17 protein-coding genes are annotated in these 16,656 nt (G+C 31.9%); 6 read left to right on the top strand and 11 right to left on the bottom strand.

Annotation, left to right across the window (positions count from 1 at the left end):
* The first annotated feature begins 69 nt into the window (after positions 1 to 69).
* From EV196_RS15795 to lptB, 4 genes are all read left to right on the top strand, one after another.
* The gene (locus tag EV196_RS15795; protein WP_132218747.1) at positions 70 to 1,035 is read left to right on the top strand and encodes a KpsF/GutQ family sugar-phosphate isomerase; all 966 of its coding nucleotides are present in this window, start codon (positions 70 to 72) and stop codon (positions 1,033 to 1,035) included.
* Entirely contained in the window at positions 1,035 to 1,874 is an 840-nt protein-coding gene (gene tatC, locus EV196_RS15790) for a twin-arginine translocase subunit TatC (RefSeq protein ID WP_132218746.1), read from the top strand. Before EV196_RS15795 ends, tatC begins: the two co-directional genes overlap by 1 nt.
* Positions 1,858 to 2,217, top strand: a complete 360-nt coding sequence (locus tag EV196_RS15785; protein ID WP_132218745.1) for a carboxymuconolactone decarboxylase family protein — start codon at positions 1,858 to 1,860, stop codon at positions 2,215 to 2,217. Before tatC ends, EV196_RS15785 begins: the two co-directional genes overlap by 17 nt.
* Before the next feature lie 63 nt (positions 2,218 to 2,280).
* Positions 2,281 to 3,021: an LPS export ABC transporter ATP-binding protein gene (gene lptB / locus EV196_RS15780; protein ID WP_132218744.1), complete on the top strand. Its 741-nt coding sequence runs from the start codon at positions 2,281 to 2,283 to the stop codon at positions 3,019 to 3,021.
* Between the two features lie 29 nt (positions 3,022 to 3,050).
* On the opposite strand, the gene EV196_RS15775 is transcribed toward lptB, so the two are convergent.
* Together EV196_RS15775 and EV196_RS15770 are read right to left on the bottom strand one after the other, a co-directional pair.
* Positions 3,051 to 3,926, bottom strand: coding sequence for a DUF808 domain-containing protein (locus tag EV196_RS15775; protein ID WP_132218743.1), 876 nt, complete (start codon positions 3,924 to 3,926; stop codon positions 3,051 to 3,053).
* A 12-nt stretch (positions 3,927 to 3,938) separates the two neighbouring features.
* The gene (locus EV196_RS15770; RefSeq protein ID WP_132218742.1) at positions 3,939 to 4,682 is read right to left on the bottom strand and encodes a CDP-alcohol phosphatidyltransferase family protein; all 744 of its coding nucleotides are present in this window, start codon (positions 4,680 to 4,682) and stop codon (positions 3,939 to 3,941) included.
* 115 nt (positions 4,683 to 4,797) lie between these two features.
* Here EV196_RS15770 and EV196_RS15765 point away from each other — a divergent pair, with 115 nt between their 5' ends.
* Positions 4,798 to 5,871, top strand: coding sequence for a putative type IX sorting system protein PorV2 (locus tag EV196_RS15765; RefSeq protein ID WP_449405349.1), 1,074 nt, complete (start codon positions 4,798 to 4,800; stop codon positions 5,869 to 5,871).
* 11 nt (positions 5,872 to 5,882) lie between these two features.
* Positions 5,883 to 7,058 carry a lipoprotein N-acyltransferase Lnb domain-containing protein gene (locus EV196_RS15760; RefSeq protein WP_132218740.1) on the top strand — a complete coding sequence of 392 codons (1,176 nt, stop codon included), beginning with the start codon at positions 5,883 to 5,885 and terminating at the stop codon, positions 7,056 to 7,058.
* Between the two features lie 150 nt (positions 7,059 to 7,208).
* Here EV196_RS15760 and EV196_RS15755 read toward each other — a convergent pair whose 3' ends face one another.
* The 9 genes from EV196_RS15755 to EV196_RS15715 all read right to left on the bottom strand — a co-directional run bounded on the left by EV196_RS15755 (position 7,209) and on the right by EV196_RS15715 (position 16,623).
* Positions 7,209 to 8,600 (bottom strand): sugar transferase, encoded by a 1,392-nt coding sequence (locus EV196_RS15755; protein ID WP_132218739.1) that lies wholly within the window; start codon positions 8,598 to 8,600, stop codon positions 7,209 to 7,211.
* Between the two features lie 55 nt (positions 8,601 to 8,655).
* Positions 8,656 to 9,666, bottom strand: a complete 1,011-nt coding sequence (locus tag EV196_RS15750) for a glycosyltransferase family 4 protein (protein WP_132218738.1) — start codon at positions 9,664 to 9,666, stop codon at positions 8,656 to 8,658.
* Positions 9,663 to 11,036, bottom strand: a complete 1,374-nt coding sequence (locus tag EV196_RS15745) for an O-antigen ligase family protein (protein ID WP_243652257.1) — start codon at positions 11,034 to 11,036, stop codon at positions 9,663 to 9,665. The genes EV196_RS15750 and EV196_RS15745 overlap by 4 nt, the downstream gene beginning before the upstream one ends.
* Before the next feature lies 1 nt (position 11,037).
* The gene (locus tag EV196_RS15740; protein ID WP_132218737.1) at positions 11,038 to 12,114 is read right to left on the bottom strand and encodes a glycosyltransferase; all 1,077 of its coding nucleotides are present in this window, start codon (positions 12,112 to 12,114) and stop codon (positions 11,038 to 11,040) included.
* Positions 12,111 to 13,226, bottom strand: coding sequence for a glycosyltransferase family 4 protein (locus tag EV196_RS15735; RefSeq protein WP_132218736.1), 1,116 nt, complete (start codon positions 13,224 to 13,226; stop codon positions 12,111 to 12,113). The genes EV196_RS15740 and EV196_RS15735 overlap by 4 nt, the downstream gene beginning before the upstream one ends.
* Complete coding sequence (locus EV196_RS15730; protein WP_243652256.1) at positions 13,226 to 13,627, bottom strand: serine O-acetyltransferase; 402 nt, start codon at positions 13,625 to 13,627, stop codon at positions 13,226 to 13,228. The genes EV196_RS15735 and EV196_RS15730 overlap by 1 nt, the downstream gene beginning before the upstream one ends.
* A 150-nt stretch (positions 13,628 to 13,777) precedes the next feature.
* Positions 13,778 to 14,779, bottom strand: coding sequence for a glycosyltransferase family 2 protein (locus EV196_RS15725; protein ID WP_132218734.1), 1,002 nt, complete (start codon positions 14,777 to 14,779; stop codon positions 13,778 to 13,780).
* 1 nt (position 14,780) lies between these two features.
* Positions 14,781 to 15,812, bottom strand: coding sequence for an exostosin domain-containing protein (locus EV196_RS15720; RefSeq protein WP_132218733.1), 1,032 nt, complete (start codon positions 15,810 to 15,812; stop codon positions 14,781 to 14,783).
* Positions 15,805 to 16,623, bottom strand: a complete 819-nt coding sequence (locus EV196_RS15715; protein WP_165876180.1) for an FkbM family methyltransferase — start codon at positions 16,621 to 16,623, stop codon at positions 15,805 to 15,807. The genes EV196_RS15720 and EV196_RS15715 overlap by 8 nt, the downstream gene beginning before the upstream one ends.
* Positions 16,624 to 16,656 lie beyond the last annotated feature (33 nt).

Here is a 16,656-nt window from a genome sequence, read left to right as displayed (position 1 = left end):
AAATTAATTTCGATTTACATTTAAAGATAACAATTTCTTTAAAAGCATCAACTAAAAAATTAATAAATTTTGAATAGTAAAAGCTCAATTATCAATATAGCAAAACAAACTATTGAAACCGAAAGTAAAGCCATTTTAAACCTATCTAGTCTTGTAAATGATGATTTTGCCGATGCTGTAACCTTAATTTACAACTCTAAAGGACGCGTTATTATAACAGGAATTGGTAAAAGCGCTATAATAGCAAGTAAAATTGTAGCGACGTTGAATTCCACTGGAACACCATCTATTTTTATGCATGCTGCGGATGCTATTCATGGGGACTTAGGTTTAATTCTAGAAGATGATATTGTTATTTGTTTATCAAAAAGTGGGAATACTCCTGAAATAAAAGTGCTTATCCCTCTTATTAAAAGAGCAAAAAACAAAATAATTGCTATTACTGGCAAAAATGATTCATTTTTAGGGCAACATGCTGATTTTATTTTAAATGCATTTGTTGAAAAAGAAGCATGCCCTAACAATCTTGCTCCTACTACAAGCACAACAGCACAATTGGTTATTGGTGATGCGCTTGCCGTTTGTTTACTTGAATTACGTGGTTTTTCGAGCAGCGACTTCGCTAAATACCACCCCGGAGGTGCTTTAGGTAAAAAATTATATTTAAGGGTTGAAGATATTTCTTCAGTGAATGAAAAACCAAAAGTAAACAGTTCAACTAGTATTAGAGATGTTATTATAGAAATTACAGCAAAAATGCTTGGTGTTACTGCTGTTGTTGAAAACAATAAAATTATAGGCATTATAACCGATGGCGATTTACGTAGAATGTTAACGAAGGTTGACGATTTCTCGAAACTTACCGCAAAAGATATTATGGGCGCCAACCCAAAACGCATACAAGCAGAAGCTATGGCTATTGATGCGCTAGAACTTATGGAAGCGCATGGTATTTCTCAACTTTTAGTTGAAGAAAACGGTAATTATGCAGGAGTAGTTCACATTCACGATTTAATTAAAGAAGGCATTATATAATGGCAAGAAAGAAGAAAAATATAAATGAGATGTCTTTTTTAGACCATCTTGAAGATTTACGTTGGCATCTTATAAAAATTACCTTAGCCATTGTTATTGTTGGTACGTTGGCATTTATTTTCAGTCGATTTATTTTTGACGACATTATTTTCGCACCACTAGACATGAGTTTTCCAACCTACAAATGGTTGTGCGACATGGCTACATATATGAGTTTGGATACGAGTTTCTGTAATGATAAAATACCGCTTATTTTACAAAATAGAACCATGGCGGGACAGTTTTCAGCAGATATTTGGACTGCTATTTTAGCTGGTTTCATTATTTCATTTCCATATATTATCTACCAATTATGGAAATTCATCAGTCCTGGATTACATGACAATGAACGCAAGCATTCACGTGGTTTCATTATTATCTCGTCATTATTATTCTTCACGGGTGCTTTATTTGGGTATTACATCATCACCCCGTTATCTATTAATTTTTTAGCAAATTATAGCATTTCATCACGGGTAGATAACCAAATAGATATTAGTTCTTTTATAGGTTTGGTACGTTCCTCGGTATTAGCTTCGGGTATTATTTTCGAATTACCAATTATCATCTATTTTTTAACTAAAATTGGTTTGGTGACGCCTGAATTCTTAAGGAAATACAGAAAATATGCTTTAATACTTGTTCTAGTTTTATCAGCAATTATAACACCACCAGATATCGCAAGTCAGGTAATTGTAGCGATTCCTATTTTAATTTTATATGAAGTAAGTATTCTTATTTCCAAAATTGTAGTAAGAAACCAAAATAGAAAACTAAAAAAACATGTCCGAAATAGTTAAAGAATTTAATGACTACCGTGCTAAAATGAATGACAAAATTTTAGCTGATAATAACAAAGTTATCAAACGTATTTTTAATTTAGATACGAACGCTTACGCGGAAGGTGCGCTTGATGTAAAAACCAAAGAACTTTTAGGTTTGGTCGCTTCGGCAGTATTGCGTTGTGATGATTGTGTGAAATATCATTTAGAAACAAGCCACAAAATTGGGCTAACTAAAGAAGAAGTTGTTGAAGCTTTAAGTATTGCCACTTTGGTTGGTGGTACTATTGTAATCCCGCATTTACGTCGTGCTTACGAGTTTTGGGATGCTTTAGAAGCGCAGGCGTTAAACAAAATATAAATTAAAACATCTGTCACTAAAGTGAATATGATTTCACTATTTTTGACGTTCATTATATAAGATATGATTTTAAGAGCTCAAAATTTAATGAAGTCCTATAGCGGACGAAAAGTGGTGAAAGATGTGTCTTTACAAGTAGAACAAGGCGAAATTGTTGGACTTTTAGGACCTAATGGTGCTGGTAAAACGACTTCTTTCTACATGACCGTTGGGTTAATTAAACCAAATAGTGGTAAAATTTTTTTAGATGATACCGAAATCACACAATACCCTATGTACAAACGTGCACAAAACGGTATTGGTTATTTGGCCCAAGAAGCTTCAGTTTTTAGAAAATTGAGTATTGAAGATAATATTTTAAGCGTACTACAACTTACCAAGCTTAGTAAAAAAGAGCAAGAACATAAAATGGAATCGCTTATCGAAGAATTTGGTTTAGGCCATATTCGTAAAAGCAGAGGTGATTTATTATCGGGTGGCGAACGTAGACGTACCGAAATTGCACGTGCTTTGGCTACCGATCCCCGTTTTATTTTATTAGATGAACCTTTTGCAGGTGTTGATCCTGTGGCGGTTGAAGACATTCAACGTATTGTAGCCCAACTTACCAAAAAGAATATTGGTATTTTAATTACCGACCACAACGTACAAGAAACACTGGCCATTACAGATAGAACTTATTTAATGTTTGAAGGTAGCATCCTTAAAGCCGGAGTACCCGAAGAATTAGCCTCAGATGAAATGGTACGTAAAGTATATTTAGGACAAAATTTTGAGTTGCGTAAGAAGAAAATTAGGGAGTAGTTTTTTTTCATTTTATATAAAAAATTCAACTATTTTTTAATAACCTTAATAACCTTTTTAACAGCTAAAACAACCAAAACTGCCGCAAAACCTACCAATAACCCAACAATAAAATCTTTTATAAAACCTGGAATAACTTCCATAAAATGATGAAGGAATTCGATATTATGGGTAAAAATACCACCTGCCACTAAAATAAGCGCTATAGTTCCTACTATTGATAAACCTTTAATAACCAAAGGCAATGCTTTAACCAGAAGGTTTCCAATATTGGCTAAAAACCCTTCTCCATTTTTGCTCTTTTTAATAAGACGGAAACCTAAATCGTCCATTCTTACAATTAATGCCACAATACCGTAAACACCAATAGTTGCAATAATCGCAACTATAGAAACGACTAATATTTGGGTCGTTAAGGTTTGATTAATAACAGAACCGAGTGCTATGATTACAATTTCAACAGACAAAATAAAATCGGTTAATACAGCCGATTTTATCTTCTTTTTTTCAATCAATAAAACATCTTCTTCCGAAGGGTTTACTTCTTCAATTTTAGTAACTTCATGATTATGAGGCACAAAATATTCTACTATTTTTTCAACACCTTCATAAGCCAAATAAACGCCTCCCAATACTAAAATAACGGTTACAGCCCAAGGCAAAAAGTAGCTCAGTAAAAAAGCAATGGGTAAAATAATAAGCTTATTTAAAAACGAGCCTTTGGTAATTGCCCATAAAACAGGTATCTCTCTTGAAGAAACAAAACCGGTCGCTTTTTCGGCGTTAACCGCTAAATCATCTCCTAAAATACCTGCTGTTTTTTTAGTCGTAATTTTACTCATTACCACTACATCATCCATAAGAGCAGCAATATCATCTAATAGGGCAAAAAATCCTGAAGCCATTGTAAGTGTAAGTTATTTTAATTTGGAAGTAACATTATCTAAAACAGACATGCTAATATAAAGTAATATAATAAGAGGAATGGCAGCAAATTGCAACACAATTAGCAACAATATACAAAGTATAATAAAAATGTATCGTGTGGCGTTGGCTTTAAAGCCCCAATCTTTAAATTTTAAAGCGAATAGTTTAATGCTTGAATTTAACAGATAACAACTTAAAGCTGTAAGCGCAATTAAAAACCATTTGTTTATAATTATTGAATTTATAAAATCGCTATTTTGAAATTCTAAAATTAAAGGTAACGAGATAATTAATAAGGTGTTCGCAGGTGTTGGCAACCCTTTAAAATAGGTTTGTTGGTCTTCGTCTAGATTAAATTTCGCCAATCTATAAGCTGAAGCTAAAGTTATACATAAGCCTATTAGTGGTAATAACGGTAAATCAAACCCAAAACTGGACGTCTCCCAACTAGTTGATGCTTCAGGAATTTCAACCGTCATAGCAAGCAATTTATACATAATAATTCCTGGTACCACACCACTCGTCACCATATCGGCTAGCGAATCTAATTGTACACCTAATTCACTTTGAACATTTAATTTTCTAGCGGCAAAACCATCAAAAAAATCAAAAAATATACCCAAAAACACAAATAATGCAGCTTCTATAAAGTTCTCATTTACCGCAAAAATAACGGCAATCGTTCCGCAGAAAAGATTTAAAAGTGTTAAGGCATTTGGTATATACTGCTTCATAGTTACTTTTTTAAAGTTGTAAAAATAGTAAACAATTTTCGTCTAAAGCAATATCTATTATAATTTCAAGTTTATAGGTTTATAAATTATGTGCATCTTTGTAAAAAAATTGCGATTGAGATCTTACATTACGGCATTGTTTTGCGTTTTAACTGCATCTGTATTTAGTCAAACCGTTCGAAAATACTCCAACGAGTTTATGAATATTGGTGTGGATGCTGCAGCTTTGGGTATGAGTAGTGCGATGACCTCACATACTTCCGATGTGAATTCTGGATATTGGAATCCTGCCGGTTTATTGAAATTGGAAGATAACCAACTCGCCTTAATGCATTCCAGTTATTTTGCCAATATTGCCAATTATGATTATATCGCATTCGCAAAACCTTTGGATAAAAATAGTGTTATAGGGGTGTCGTTAATTCGATTTGCGGTGGATGATATTTTAAACACCACCCAACTTATTGACGAACAAGGGAATATAAATTACGACAGAATAAGCTTATTCTCAACTGCCGATTATGGATTAACCTTTTCGTATGCACGTTCGCTTCCCGTTAGAGGGCTTAATTACGGTGTGAATGCCAAAATAATTCGTCGTATTATTGGCGATTTTGCCTCGTCTTGGGGTTTTGGTTTTGATGCCGGTGTCCAGTTTGAAACCGATAACGATTGGAAATTTGGTGTGATGGCACGCGATATTACAACCACTTTTAATGCATGGACCATTAATGAAGATGAATTTAAAAAAGTACAAGATGCTGTTGAAGGACAAAATCAAGAACTGCCCGAAACTACAGAAATAACCATTCCAAAATTACAAATTGGTGTTTCAAAATTATTCGATTTTAATTACGATTACACACTTTTAGCTGCTGCCAACCTAAATGTAAGGTTTGAAGAAAATAACGATATTATTTCATCCTCCTTTGCCAGTGTCAATCCTGCTTTAGGATTTGAATTTGGTTATATTGACATGGTATATTTACGCGCAGGAGTTGGCAATTTTCAAAATGAATTGCAAATTGATGATATTACCGAAAAATTAACCTTTCAACCTAGTTTTGGTGTGGGTTTTAAATATAATGGTATTCAAATTGATTATGCTTTTACCGATATTGGCGACCAAAGTGTGGCTTTATATTCAAACGTGTTTTCATTAAAAGTTGATTTCAGCTTTTTTAGATAATCTGAATTTTTATGCAAAAAAAATTACTCTTTTTATTTCTTCTTTTAGTTGCTGAAATAACAACCGCTCAACAAAACATCCTTTCTGAACAAGCCGAAATTAGCGTTTTAACCATAGGCGCTGGGGCCTCGTTAAATGATGCATTTGGGCATAGTGGTTTTCGAGTAAAAGACCCTATAAGAGGTACCGATTTGGTATTTAATTATGGAGTTTACGATTTTAACACCCCTAATTTCTATTTAAAATTTGCTCAAGGAAAACTCAATTATTTAATTGGGGTAAATTATTATGAAGATTTTTTTGAAGCTTACATATCACAAAACAGAAGTATTAAGGAACAGGTTTTAAATCTATCTACTTCAGAAAAACAGACGTTATTCGATTATTTGTTGAATAATATAAAACCAGAAAACCGAGCTTATTTATATGAATTCTTTTATGATAACTGTGCCACTAAAATAAAAGATGTTTGCAACATTTCTTTAAACAACAACATAGTTTTTAATAAACCAAAAGGCTTTAAAGACCAAACTTTTAGAAGCCTAATTTATGATAATGTAAACAAGAACTCTTGGGGAAGTTTTGGAATTGACATCGCATTGGGTTCTGTTATTGATAAAAAAGCCCGAACCGAAGACCACATGTTTTTACCCGAAAACATTTATAAATTTTTTGAAGTTGCCACTATAAAAAACAGTAACAAACCTTTGGTTAAAGAAAGTAAAGTGCTTTATGAAAAGATAGAATCTCCAACACCAAGCAATTTTTTAACAAGTCCGTTATTTGTATTTGGGGTTTTAGGTTGCTTCATTCTATTCATAACATTCAACGATTTTAAGAAACAAAAACAAACGGTTTGGTTGGATGTAAGCTTATTCACAATTACTGGGCTTGTAGGTATTCTGGTTCTGTTACTTTGGTTTGCCACAGACCATACAGGCACACACCAAAATTATAATTTACTGTGGGCATTTGCATTAAACATTTTAGTAATTGGGCAATTATGGAAGCAAAAAACAAGCAGTTGGTTTATTAAATATTTAAAGCTTTTAGTAATTCTTCTTTGCTTACTTACACTTCATTGGGTTATGGGTGTTCAAGTATTTGCTATCGGACTCATTCCTTTTTTAATCGCTCTGTTTATTAGGTATATTTATTTAATAAAGTATTTTAGCTTGTCTCACTGAGGCGCTAAGTCCCAATTTTTTTTAAGACGGATGACAGAAAACTGAAGACGTATTTCTTTAAAACTAATTTCAAGAACCTAATCGTTTAAGGTTTTCACTAAAAACTTTTGTGACTGCGACTGTGACTGTGACTGTGACTGAAAACTACTCTTACTGCCCTCTAAAAAAGATAATAGTACTCAACGTTTTAACAAGAATATTGACATCTAGCATAAAACTTCGGTGTTTAATATAATACAAATCGTATTGTAATTTTAGCAAACTATCATCCACCGATCCCCCATATCTTGTTTTTACTTGTGCCCAACCTGTTAGTCCCGGTTTTACGATGTGCCGTGTTTCGTAAAAAGGAATTATTTGAGATAATTGCCTAACAAAATGTGGGCGTTCTGGTCTGGGGCCTATTAAACTCATATCGCCTTTTAGGATATTCAAAAACTGAGGAAATTCATCTAAACGGGTGTTTCTTAAAAATTTTCCAAACGGCGTTATTCTAATATCATTCTTTTTTGCCCAAACAGCTCCAGATGCTTCGGCATTTTTTATCATGGTTCTAAACTTTATAATTCTGAAAAGATTGCCATTCTTCCCAATACGTTCTTGAGAATAAAAAAGGAATCCACGATTACCTATCAAATTTCCTAATAAAATAAAGGGTAATAATACTACACCAATCAAAATTCCTAAAACAGAAATGAATATATCGAACAAACGCTGAAAAAATAAATACAATTTGTTATGATTGCTTCTGCTAAACGGAAAATATCTGTAAAAATCCTTTCCAACAAACTGAACAGGAACACGTTGCGTTATATCTTCATAAACCTGAGTATATTCCTTTATAGGAAAACCACCTTCTAAAAGGGTGATAAGGTCTTTATAAATTTCCGTGGTTATAGATTCTGAATTGAAACTTGCGATAACAATTTCAGATATTTTTTCGTCTTTAATAACTTGATAAATTTGTTTCGGACTATACTCAACAACACCCTTAAACTTTATATTATTTGGTTTTTTCTTTTCACAATTGATAAAACCTACGATTTTATAATTAGGATCAGACGCTTTAAATGTTTCAATAACAGCCTTAATGTTTGAAGTTTCGCCTACAATAAGCACCCTTTTATAAAAACGAGGCGACACTATAAAGGTTAAATACGCAATGCGCCATATAAACAAAGCTAAAAGTATGGAGGAATAAAAATAGATAATCTGTAGCCGGTTATCGGGCAATATGGGGGTGAAAAAGGGAGTTAAAAAATAGAATAAAACGGTAATGGAAACGGTAAAAACAATACTGGTTGATATTTTTTCAATTTTACTTGATTTTTGTAAGTCGTAGAGTTCAAAAATAGTTCCGAATACGGAAACATAAAGAATAAGCACCAATGCCCAACTCCAATTTTCTTTTGTAATGCTGAAATAATCAAAATCGAACGTATTACTAACAAAGTATAAAACAATAAAAATTGAAACGACATCAAAAATTCGTAATAATATTTTACGCTCGGAAATTTCAAAATGAATCCCTTTTTTGTTCATTGTTTTTTATTGTTTGGGAAGGGATAAAGATAGCAAGAATTAGCTAAACCTTGGCTTATTTCAATACACTAATCCATAAGTTTTTAACAACATCCCAATTATAACTTTCTGCTTTTTTTCTGGCGTTAAAAGTCATTTGATTCATTTTCTTTGGATTGGATCTTATCGTTTTTATAGCTGAAACAAATTCAGTTGCAGTATTCGGCTTTACCAAAATACCATCATTATCATTATCAATTAAAAAAGGCATACCTCCTACATTGGTAGAAATAACGGGTAACCCTAAAGCCATCGCCTCTATGACACTAACTGGCATATTATCAAAATGAGTTGTATTTATAAATATGTTGAAATCTTTAGAAAGTGCTATCCATTCTGGTTTTGATAATTTACCTGTGAAAATTACTTCAACCTGTAAAGTTTTGGCGTATGCTTTTGTTTTTTGGAGTGAACCATCATTATCTGGTCCCACCATACAAAGTGACGCTTGAATGCCTTCATCTAAAAGTGATTTTAAAATTTCAACAGCCAAAAACGGATTATATATTTCTGAAAAAGACCGCACCCAAAGCAACTTAATGGTTTCAAAATTTCTTTCTTTAAAGGAATAATTTTGAAGATTGATAGTGTTAGGAATGTGAATTAAATTGGAATATCCATACTTTTTAAATTCAGATTGTATATAAACTGAAGGCGCCACGTTTAGGTAAGCATTTGTAAATATAGAATGGCATAATTTAGGACTTAATTTTAACCGATTGGGTAAATTGCCACCATGCAAAATAGGAATGTATTTTAATTTTAAAAACCGGCATAATTGACTGCACAGATAGGCATAATAAAAATTTGAGGTGCTATACGTATCAATTAAAACATAATCTACTTTTTTAGCATATTTTAGAATGGCCATAAGCATATCAAAAAGTCGTAAGACCTTGTTTTTCTTATTAGAAGAAGTTACAACTGAATAGCCCTCTGAACTTAATTTTTTACCCAAAGTTTCAATAGTGGTTTCCGTTTTTCCACTTTTAGAAAGCTTGTTTCCTATGTACAAAAGGGTTTTCATGCCTCTACGTGTTTTGAAATAGCTTTATTCTTGGTGCTTTTTGTTTTGTTGGTTTCATAAGTAATAGTTAATAAACATAAGCCGTAAATAAAAGCAGGTGCTGCAATACGCATGGACGAGTGATTGATGGTAAGTAACCAAAATAAATAACAGGAATAAAAAAACAGGTTTGATCTATTTTCTAACCGGTACATTAAAGGTGTGAACAACAAAATGGAAAAGGCTATAACGCCAAGTAGCCCATGTTCTGATACAATACGGCTCATTTCGTTATGCGAAGCGGCTAAAACACCTTCCTTTTGCTCTCTCAGTTCTTTAATTTTCCCTACGCCAACACCTACAAGTGGGTTGTTTAAAAATTCATTGAATTCAAAAGAAATCAAATCGCCCCGCCCTGTAGTTACATCTTCCTTTTCTCTTCCTAAAGCATCTTTATTTGCGTAACGTTTATCGATAAAGCCTCCTGTTTGCAATGAAGAATACAGCCAAATAGAAAAACCAATTCCAATAAACACCACCACCATTCTGCTAATTCTTAATTTATGAAAAACATTTACCTTTTTAAAGTAGAAAAATACAAAAGCAGCAATCATAAATAACGCCGTAATTACACCACCACGACTAAAGGTAATTATGGCCCTATAACTAATTAGAAAAAATAGTATAACATTAATAACCTTATACAGTTTTGAAGGTGATTGAGAAAAAAAACGAATACTAAAAACAAACATACCTAAGCCTAAAACCGTTGCCACTTGGTTAGGGCCAAACCCTCCCGAAGCCTCAAAATTAGATCCCGTACCTGTAATAGTATCTCTAACGCTAGGATTAAATAAAAACAAATAAGTGGTAGTGGCTATTAACGGCAGTGCCATGGTGAAAAATATTTTATGAATATTGTTATAACTCACTTTAAGTTTATAACAAAATACAGAAACGATACCCAAGCAAATGGGGCCACTTAAATTAAAAGCTATGGCAGTTCGTAATGTGGTGCTTTCACTCATATTAAAAGCTGCAACAAAAATACCCGGAATAAGCAGCAACATATAAATTATATAGGCTATAGGTTGGCTTTGTTTCTTCACAGTAAACAGTCCAATTAAACAAAACAATATTACTAGGTATTTTGATGCTTCATACAAAAAACTTCCTCCAGTCATTCTAATAAACACCTCTGCTCCTACTACATAAGCACAAGCCATTAATATTTTTACTGCACGAATGGAAGGTTTTGTTTTAAATATTTGATTTGTATAGTACACTACTATACCAAAAAAATACACTTTAGATAAAAAAGGTAATGCATAAATAGCAATACCTATTAAAACATGTAACCCGATAGCTTTTATGTAATTACTATACTTCAAATCAATTATAGATATTGTTATAAACTTTTAAAATGGCTCTTACTTGAGCTGTTTCAGAATAATTATTTTGTATATGAAAAGTGTAAGATAGAGCATATTTATCTCTTAAATCTTTATTTTCAATATACTGAATAATTGCTTTTGAAAGTTCTTTAAAATTTTCAGGAGAGACCAGTAAACCATTATCAGTATCCCTAATAACTTCTGAACATTCACCCACACGGGTAGCTATAACCGGCAATTTAGCTAATCCATATTCCAACAACGCTAATGGCAAACCTTCCGATTTTGATGATAATACACCGATATTACTTTGTGTTAATATATGATACGTATCGGGCTTGCTTCCGTAAATAAAAACATGTTTTTCTAATTTGTTATTTATAATGAAGGATTTTATGGCTTCTGAATATGAATCGTTAAAATCTTTACCAACTAAATGCAAACTCCAATCGTTATGATTTTCAACAACCAATTGAAATGCTTTTAGTAAAGTAAGATGGTCTTTTTGTTCTCTTAAATTCGCTAAACAGATAATGCGTTTTCCTTCGTCACCATGCAAATTAGTTTCAGAAAGTTCATTATTAATTACCGAAAAATTTGGTAAGTAATTTACATTTTTTGATTTTAAATGCACTTTCGCCCATTGTTCTAGTTGCTTATTTACACTAAATATATGATTGAAATATGAAGAACAAACTTTCAAAACCCTAAACTTTCTATTTTCTAAAAATGCACTATTACCATAGTGGTCGTGCCAAACGATTTTTACGTTGCTATTTAAAATTCTAATAATAGTTGCTAGAAAAAACGAAGAAGAATGTGCATGAATAATATCTATTTCTTCTTTTTTTACATAGGCATTAAACTTCAAAATAGATTTTAAATCGAATGTCGATTTTTTATTTAAGAATAAGAAATTAACAGATTCATTAATGCTTCCCTTTAATAATCCTTCAACTCTTGTTACACACAAATAAGAACCTTCAATTTTGGCGGCTAGTGCATTGGCTATATTTACCGCCACACGCTCTGCCCCACCAACTTCCAAAGAATCTATTAATTGTAAAACCTTCATACGTTATTCAGTAACTTAGAAATTTCGGATTCAAAAACCTCCAATGTATAATTTTGAGACCAATTGGATGCTAATTTACTCATCCTTTTTAAGGATTCGGTATTATCTACTGCTTTATTAATAGCTTTTAAAGCCGTCAATAATTCTGGATCAACGATAATGCCTCTTTCACCACCATTCAACATAAAAGGAATACATGAAACGGACGTGGTAATAGGTATAGCTCCAAAAAACATAGCTTCAGCAACTGCCTTTGGCCAACCTTCAGATTTTGAAAGTAACATTAAAAAGTGGGCGTTTTTTAATGCCTCTTTTACAACTTTTTTTTCTTGATTGCCATGTAGTTTTATGAAATTTTCTAAATGATTATTAGAAATATATTTTTGTGATTCATCTTTTAAAATACCATCACCATACAAATCCAATTGCACTTCATTTCCTTGTTTTTGCAAAGCTTCCACTATTTTGATGGCTAATAATGGTCTTTTACCTTCTACTAAACTGCCTACAAAAACAAAATTTAGTTTGTTTAAATAATCTCTTGTTTGAGGCATTTCTTTTTCAGAATTTGAATAACTGGCTGTAAAAAAAGGCTTGATATTCTTGGTTTGATTGTTCCAATCGCCATAAACCAATACTTGCATGTTTCTCGTTAAAAAGGTATTGCTTAAAATCCATTTTTGAAGTTTATAACTAACAGGTTGTTTTGCTTCGGGATCCCAATTGCCAGCATATTTCGCTGTTTTTGGTTTTTTTGGAAATAATATTTGAACGAAACATCCCAACAATCCTATATTTCCTGGGCAGCGTAAGTGAATGTGATCTGCCTTTTTGCACGCTTTAAAAATAGTCCAAAGAATTATTGGAATTCTAATTACAGATGAAAATGTATTTTTAAATGATGTAAATACAAGTAAAGGGATAGATATAACCGTGGGTTGCTTTTTAAAAGTCTGTTTTAATAATGGTTGATTGTATTTGGTAGGCGATATTATAGCAACATCATCAACATACTTAAACCAAATATCCATTTCCTTAACATAAGGTGCATAAGCAGCATACATTTGGTCTTGCTGTAAGGTTGGCGCATTGGTTATTACTAAAAACTTCATTAAATATAGTCTTTAGATGTATTATTATTTATTACAATGGCTGGAACACCCATAACAGTTGTATTTGGTTCCACATTGTTTACAACCAATGAATTTGCTGCAATAACACTATTATCACCAATTTCAATTCTACCAACAATAACTGCATTAGCCCCCATATAAACATTATTACCAATTATTGGAACACCACGTTTTTCGCCTCGTCCACTTACACCTATGGTAACACCTTGAGATATATTGCAATTATTACCTATTACTGCTGACGCATTAATAATAATACCCCCGAAATGACCAATATAAAAATCTGAACCAATTTGAGCTGAATACGAAATTGAAATACCTGTAAGAATCTCTATCATTTTTTGCCAGAGTACTGCAAAAACCAAAAGTATCTGTTTCAAAATATTTGGAAGTTTACTTCTATAAATAGAATTGGATATACGATAAACACATAGCGCCCAAAGGCCTTGATGCAATAACACCAATAATATAGTGGGTTTATTGTTACTATATTTTTTATACTTTTTTATATCAGAATAAAACGTTCCCATTTATCTTTCAATACTAGGTTTATTAAAAAATAAAGATAACCATCCTACCACTCTTCCCAAACTTTCGGTAAAGGCTTCTTGTTTTTTATTCGTGTTAATTGTATTTGTAAATCTTATTAGTGTTAATAAAAATGACGTAGCGTGCCATTTAAATATTGCTTTAAAATTAGGATTTGGATACTTAACCCGCCAAACATACCAGCCATTTCTTACCACCATTTTTCCATATTTATATTGATTTGGACGACCAGAGTCTTCATGATAATGAGCTAATTGCGCTTTAGTATTTATATAAAGTGACCCTTTTTTTGCTAATCTTAATGAAAAATCGGCATCTTCGTATAATCCGTATCCTTGGAAATACTTAGAAAATGACAAGTGTTCAAAAACTTCTTTTTTATAACTGGCAACACCTCCCATAATTTGTTCCACCTCATAAATTTTACCGGAAGGAGGAAAAAAACCAATGGATCTGCCATGTGAAAAAGTTGGTAAAAACCCTGGAGGCATATCTGGTAAAAGTCCAAAAAACCGACGTATTTTAAACCGAGAGGGCTCATTGCGCACCCAACCATCATAATAAAATTTTTTTTTATTTTTTTTCCCATCGGTAATTTGCCATTCAATTTCATTCGAAATATAACCTCCTACAGCTAAAGCTTTTGGATACATTGTATATGTATTTAATAATTCCATGAAATAATCCGCATTTAGTACTGTATCGTCATCCAAAAAACAAATGATTTCAGATGTTTCTTGAACCAAATTAACACCATAATTACGTTGTTTTGTTAAACCTCTATTGGCGTCATCAACTTTATAATACTTTAAATTACGAAATGGTTTTTCATCTAAAATGACTTTTGTTTCGTTATTGGTTGAGCCATCAATAATTAAAATTTCGTTGGGATAAAGAGATTGTTTTTCAACTGATTCCAACAATTTAACGAGTGGTTTTGGCCTCATGTAAGTACAAATGATAAGTGTAAATATTTTATTCATTTTAACTCACTTTATTTAAAAATGCATCGTGAACTTTAATAAAATATGATGGTCGCATTAAATGAGTTTCCCAAAGCGCTCTATTGCTTTTTTGAAGTGCTTCAAATACTATTTCTGTTTTAGAATTATGGAATTCCATGATTTGATTTTCAAATGACATCTTCCTTGTTTCATCTAAAATAACACAATGTTTTGACCAATCTATAATATCATTTAAAGGTAATCTACAATCGGTATTTAATAAAATGGGAATACGTCCAACCGCTAGAGTTTCGTAAAACCGAACTGAAAAATTACCAACTCCACGACTACAAAAGGTATAGGCATTATTGAAAATATTATTGTAAAACTCTTGGGTTGATGTTTGTTTATCAGTTTGAGTTTGTACACCTGCTCTATAATGATTTCTTAAAATGAAATGGGTTTTTAAACCTTTTGATAATCGCAACTTATGTAAATACCCCGCTCGTTTTATACTAGAAGGATAAAATGATTGTTTATCCGCCAAAACAAAGCCCATATTTCTTTTAATTTTGAATTTAAAATGGATTAATAATTCTTTTGCATATTTAAAAATACCCGATTTAGCATGCCCAACAAAACCAATTGTTGGCTCATTTTCTTTTTTCAAAGTAGAAAAACCTTGGGGTAAACAACTTAAATATGGATCGTTTATAAAAGAGGGCAATATAAAATTGGTGTCACTTAATTTACTATCAAAACCCCCCAATCTAAATGTAATGCTATTCTTTATGTATGTTGTAAAACCATAATCGCCACCAGAATAAATCCAAATAGGTTTATCATGCTTTTTTGCTAATTGAAGTAAATTTTTAAAGGCTTTTGAAAATTTTATAAACTGTGAATAATTTGTAGGAAATACAATGACGTCGCAGTTTGAAACATCGTTGCTTAAAACATAATAATCAGATAGTTTCTCATTTTTCAAATAGTGCAAATCAAACAATAATGGGAATACCGATTTACGATGGGCTTCTGTTAAAAATTGTATATCGGTGTATAATTTAAGCATTATTTGGCAAGGAGTCTTTTCTAATAAATAGTGTGTTAAACTTTTCTTTGTTATAACTTTCTAAAATAGCAATTTCTTTTGTTTCAACATTATAGCTTATCGGCACAAAATTATGTGTTAAAATTAAACGATACACATCGTCATCTTTTATATTGTAGCGCTCACCTGAGTTATTAAACTCTACCATTAAGTATTTTAATGATGGTTTCTCTAAAATATCTGAAGCACCTATAAGCACCTTATATTCATACCCTTCTACATCAATCTTTATAAATGTAGGCGATTCATTTTTCAACAATTCATTAAGCGTTTTTACTTCTAATTTAATAGTGTTTGTATTTTCTTTAATCGAAACACTATTCATTACCGTTCTATTGGTTGTAAAATTAAGCATCTCGTTTTTATCTCCAACCCCATATTTAAGTATAGTCACGTTTTTTTCTAAACCGTTTAAAACAATATTCTTTCTTAATTTTACAATTGTACTTTCTATAGGCTCAAAAGCTATTACTTTTGCTTTACATATTCCATTTGCTAATAATGTGTAATGCCCTAAATTTGCACCAACATCTACAAATAAATTTTCGCTTTTCAAATGGTCAATTAAAAACATGGAATCGTCGTAGTCCATTAATCCATAATAAATATTCCCAACCAATCCTGCGTCTCCTTTTTCTGCATAAAATTTTAATCCGTTAATCCATTTATAAACTCTTGGTTTAGGAAATATTGTTTGATATACATTAAACATTAAGTATCTCAACATTCCTTTTAAAGGTGATGTTTTTGTTAAAGGATGTTTTTTTAACATCCCAAATCTTAAAATCAACTTATTATAAACCCT

The sequence above is a fragment of the Mariniflexile fucanivorans genome (assembly GCF_004341235.1).
In the GTDB taxonomy this organism is placed as follows: Bacteria; Bacteroidota; Bacteroidia; order Flavobacteriales; family Flavobacteriaceae; genus Mariniflexile; species Mariniflexile fucanivorans.
This window is presented reverse-complemented; position numbering and strand designations above follow the sequence as displayed.

Bases quoted from the DNA above. Each gene is read 5' to 3' on its own strand.
- tatC (WP_132218746.1), top strand. From the start codon at position 1,035: ATGGCAAGAAAGAAGAAAAATATAAATGAGATGTCTTTTTTAGACCAT.
- EV196_RS15785 (WP_132218745.1), top strand. From the start codon at position 1,858: ATGTCCGAAATAGTTAAAGAATTTAATGACTACCGTGCTAAAATGAAT.
- lptB (WP_132218744.1), top strand. From the start codon at position 2,281: ATGATTTTAAGAGCTCAAAATTTAATGAAGTCCTATAGCGGACGAAAA.
- EV196_RS15775 (WP_132218743.1), bottom strand. From the start codon at position 3,926: ATGGCTTCAGGATTTTTTGCCCTATTAGATGATATTGCTGCTCTTATG.
- EV196_RS15770 (WP_132218742.1), bottom strand. From the start codon at position 4,682: ATGAAGCAGTATATACCAAATGCCTTAACACTTTTAAATCTTTTCTGC.
- EV196_RS15760 (WP_132218740.1), top strand. From the start codon at position 5,883: ATGCAAAAAAAATTACTCTTTTTATTTCTTCTTTTAGTTGCTGAAATA.
- EV196_RS15755 (WP_132218739.1), bottom strand. From the start codon at position 8,600: ATGAACAAAAAAGGGATTCATTTTGAAATTTCCGAGCGTAAAATATTA.
- EV196_RS15750 (WP_132218738.1), bottom strand. From the start codon at position 9,666: ATGAAAACCCTTTTGTACATAGGAAACAAGCTTTCTAAAAGTGGAAAA.
- EV196_RS15740 (WP_132218737.1), bottom strand. From the start codon at position 12,114: ATGAAGGTTTTACAATTAATAGATTCTTTGGAAGTTGGTGGGGCAGAG.
- EV196_RS15735 (WP_132218736.1), bottom strand. From the start codon at position 13,226: ATGAAGTTTTTAGTAATAACCAATGCGCCAACCTTACAGCAAGACCAA.
- EV196_RS15725 (WP_132218734.1), bottom strand. From the start codon at position 14,779: ATGAATAAAATATTTACACTTATCATTTGTACTTACATGAGGCCAAAA.
- EV196_RS15720 (WP_132218733.1), bottom strand. From the start codon at position 15,812: ATGCTTAAATTATACACCGATATACAATTTTTAACAGAAGCCCATCGT.
- EV196_RS15715 (WP_165876180.1), bottom strand. From the start codon at position 16,623: ATGTTAAAAAAACATCCTTTAACAAAAACATCACCTTTAAAAGGAATG.